At 31.7% G+C, this 4,008-nt stretch carries 3 protein-coding genes; all 3 read right to left on the reverse strand.

The genetic code is table 11. The features are described from left to right. Nucleotides 1–168: 168 nt before the first annotated feature. Nucleotides 169–1,050 (reverse strand): ABC transporter permease, encoded by an 882-nt coding sequence (locus KKC53_06735; protein ID MBU2598842.1) that lies wholly within the window; start codon nt 1,048–1,050, stop codon nt 169–171. Nucleotides 1,051–1,081: 31 nt separating this feature from the next. Beyond that, nucleotides 1,082–2,137 (reverse strand): ABC transporter permease, encoded by a 1,056-nt coding sequence (locus KKC53_06740; protein ID MBU2598843.1) that lies wholly within the window; start codon nt 2,135–2,137, stop codon nt 1,082–1,084. A 96-nt stretch (nt 2,138–2,233) separates the two neighbouring features. Further along, entirely contained in the window at nt 2,234–3,790 is a 1,557-nt protein-coding gene (locus KKC53_06745) for an ABC transporter ATP-binding protein (protein ID MBU2598844.1), read from the reverse strand. Nucleotides 3,791–4,008 lie beyond the last annotated feature (218 nt).

Genomic DNA, 4,008 nt, shown 5'->3' on the forward strand with positions numbered 1-4,008 from the left:
ACATTATTAAAAATGCATCATAGAATAAATAGGGAGGCTTTTCATTTAAAGCCTCCCTATTTTTACCTCTTTCTGAAAAATTTGCTATTATTATTTTTATCCGCTTAAATGACTTTATTCTTACTTTATTTTATTATTTTAAAATTTGTCAATAAGAAATTCCCATTTTTAATCTTTAATATACGGTTTTCCTAATGAAACTGGGGCGGTTGCTCTTCCCATCGCTCCTGCTAAAACAATAATAGTTAATATATAAGGAATCATGTTCGTGAATTCTGGGGGAATCTTAAATACCCCTATTCTAAGCTGTAAAGCTTGAGCAAAGCCAAAAAGTAAAGAACCTAACCAACTTCCAATTGGTGTCCACTTTCCAAAAACATTAGCAGCAAGAGCAATAAATCCTCTTCCACCACTCATATATTCTACAAATCTCCTAATCTCCTCTAATGCAAGTTGAGCTCCTGCTAACCCACCTAATGCACCACTTATTATAACTGCTAAATATCTTATTTTAGAAACATTTATACCAACAGTATCTGCTGCTCTCGGATGTTCACCAACTGCTCTGATTCTAAGTCCAATTTTTGTTTTAAATAAAATAAATTGACTAAGAGCAATAATTAAGAAGGTTAAATAGATAATCGGTTTTTGTTGGAAAAAGATCTCTCCAATCCAGGGTATGTCACATAGAACTGGGATTTTTATTGGATTAAGGCCTGCGACCCCGGGAGTAGCACCGGCTTCTTTAAAAATAAAATCTGTTAAGAAACCAGTAACCCCTAAAGCAAATATATTTATTGCAGTTCCTACAATCACCTGATTTGCTCTTAGATTTATACTAAAATAAGCAAGAAGTAAGGCAAATAATGCACTAATAATTACTGCTCCTAATACACCTAACCAGGCACTTCCAGTGAAATATGAAACCACTACACTAATGAATGCACCAATGAGAATTAAACCTTCAAGTGCAATATTAACTATACCTGAACGTTCACATATTGTTCCCCCAATAGCTGCAAGAGCTAACGGTGTTGCAATTCTTATCATTCCTGTAAAAAGTGCGGGTGTTATAATCTCTTTAAGTTGTTCCAATTTTTGCTAACCTCCTTTTCTCCTGGGCTCTAATAAACATCTTAATAATTTCTTCAGCAGCAACTGCAAAAATTATTATTCCCTCTAATATATCAGTCATATCAACTGGAACGTTTGCATCAAGTTGCATACTTTTCCCACCAGCCTGAATAGCACCAAAAAGAATTGCTCCAAAAATAACACCAATTGGGTTGTTTTTTGCAAGTAGTGCTACTGCAATTCCAGTAAATCCATACATAGCTGAATATCTGTCCCAAAGTTTATGGTGAAGACCAGCAACCTCAACAGTTCCAGCTAAACCAGCTAACATTCCACTGATAAATAAAGCTAAAATAGTATTTTTACCAACGCTTATTCCTGCATATTCTGATGCATACGGATTAAAACCTACCGCTCTAACTTCATAACCTATAGTGGTCTTTTTTAGAATATACCAAATTAATAAAGCAGTTAATATAGCAATAAAAAAACCTATATGAAGTCTTGTTTCTTTTAGTGCTGATATTGGAAAGATTTTATCAATTTTGATAAGTTCAGCAGATTTATAGATAGTTTTAGAAACAGGAAGAGTTGTTCTTGGATCTTTTAAAATATTTCTTATTACATAACTTGAAAAAAATACTCCGATCCATGACATCATCATTGTTGTAATTACTTCATGTGAACCTGTTTTGGCTTTTAGGATTCCAGGTAAAAAAGCCCAAAGTCCACCTGCTAATGCTCCTGCAATTAATATTAAAGGAACATGTAAAATAGCAGGTAAAACAATAGTTGTAGCTAAATAGGTTGATGCTAAACTTCCCAGATAAAGCTGTCCTTCAGCACCTATATTAAATAATCCACATCTAAAAGCAAATGCAACTGCTAAACCTGTAAATATAAGAGGTACGGAATTTAGTAATGTTTGTGTTATATTGAAATTTCCGACAAATGCACCTCGCATTAAGGAAATATAAGCTTTTATAGGATTGTAACCAAATACAATCATTATTATTGCACCAACAAAAAAAGAAAAAAATATCATCCCTATAGGAACAAGCATTGGCAATAAGTTTTTACTAAGTTTATTATCTTTAAACTTATTCTTATTTTTTCTCTCTATGATATTTTTTTCTTTTTCCCTTATATCTGTTTTCACTTATGCTCTCATTTCTTCATGATTTATTTTTTTCTTTTCACCACCCATCATATAGTAACCAACTAACTCTTTTGTTGCTTCACTGGATTTAAATTCTTTAATTATCTCTCCTTCATATATTACTAGTATCCTGTCACTTAAGCTCATTATCTCTTCAAGTTCAAGTGAAATTAAAAGAATAGCCTTTTTTTCTCTTCTAAATCTTAGTAGTTGATTATGAACAAATTCTATAGATCCTACATCAAGACCCCTTGTAGGTTGATTTGCTATTAATAAATCAGGTTCTCTGTTAAATTCCCTTGCTACTATCAATTTCTGTTGATTTCCTCCAGAAAGATATTGTACAGGTAAAAATGGTGAAGGTGTTCTGATATCAAACTCACCAATCAATTTTTCTGTCTCATTTAATATGGATGTAGAATTTAGAATTAATCCATTGGCATAAGGTTTCTGGTCATGATCACCCAGTATCATATTTTCAGTAATGTAAAAATCAACAATTAATCCTCTTCCAAGTCTATCCTGTGATATATGTGATATTCCCATTCTTATTCTATCCCTCGTTGAAATGTGAGTGATATCTTTATCTTTAAAATATATATTTCCCTTATGAGCTTTTCTTAAACCAGAAAGAACCTCTTCAAGCTCAGCTTGACCATTCCCATCTACTCCAGCTATTCCAACTATTTCCCCTTCCCTCACCTGGATATTTACTCCCTTGATAACTGTAAGATTTCTGTAATCCAAAGCTTTTAAATCCTTAATATCCAGAACTACATCTCCTTTTTCAACCTCGTCTTTAGTTACAGTTAAAACAACATCTCTTCCCACCATCATACGGGCTAACTCCACCTTGTTAGTGTCTTTAGTAATTTTTGTATCCACTACTCTGCCATCTCTTACAACAGTTACTCTATCACTTATGGCAACTACTTCTTCTAACTTATGTGTTATAAAAAATATTGACATTCCTTTAGCAGTTAATGACTTAATCACATTAAATAACTCTACGACTTCCTGAGGTGTAAGAACAGCAGTTGGTTCATCTAAAATAAGAATATTTGCACCATGATATAATGCTTTTAGAATCTCTACTCTTTGCTGTATTCCCACAGATGTATCCATTATTTTTGCTTTAGGATTAACATGTAGTCCGAATTTTTCAGAATATTGCTTAACTACTTTCTCTGCAGCATTCATATTTAAAATTCCGCCTTTAGCAGTTTCTTTCCCCAATACAATGTTTTCCATTATTGTTAATTGTGGGATTAACATGAAGTGCTGATGAACCATTCCAATACCTTTATTAATTGCATCCTTTGGAGAATGAATTACTATTGGATTACCATCTAAATAAATGTCTCCTTCATCAGCTTTATATAAACCGTAAAGGATATTCATTAAAGTAGTTTTTCCAGCACCATTTTCACCTAAAATGGCATGGATTTCACCTTCCAGAAGATTTAAATTTATCCTATCATTTGCCAATACTCCTGGAAATACCTTGGTTATATTTTCAAGTCTTAATATCTCTTTCTGTTTATCTAATTTTTCCAATTCTTAAAAAATATATATTAAAAGATTACTATTAAAAAAAGTATATTAATATTTAAAAAACTATATTGAATTGTTATTTAAATTAGAAGAATTATAATAGTAAAAAATCTAAGTGGCAAGTATTTAATTCATTTTGTACTTAATTGGTAAAACTTTTATTTTTATTCAAAAAAATGCGGGTATTTTTATATACCCGCATTTTATTTTTATATTCTTAT

Source organism: Actinomycetota bacterium (assembly GCA_018830725.1).
In the GTDB taxonomy this organism is placed as follows: Bacteria; Actinomycetota; Humimicrobiia; order JAHJRV01; family JAHJRV01; genus JAHJRV01.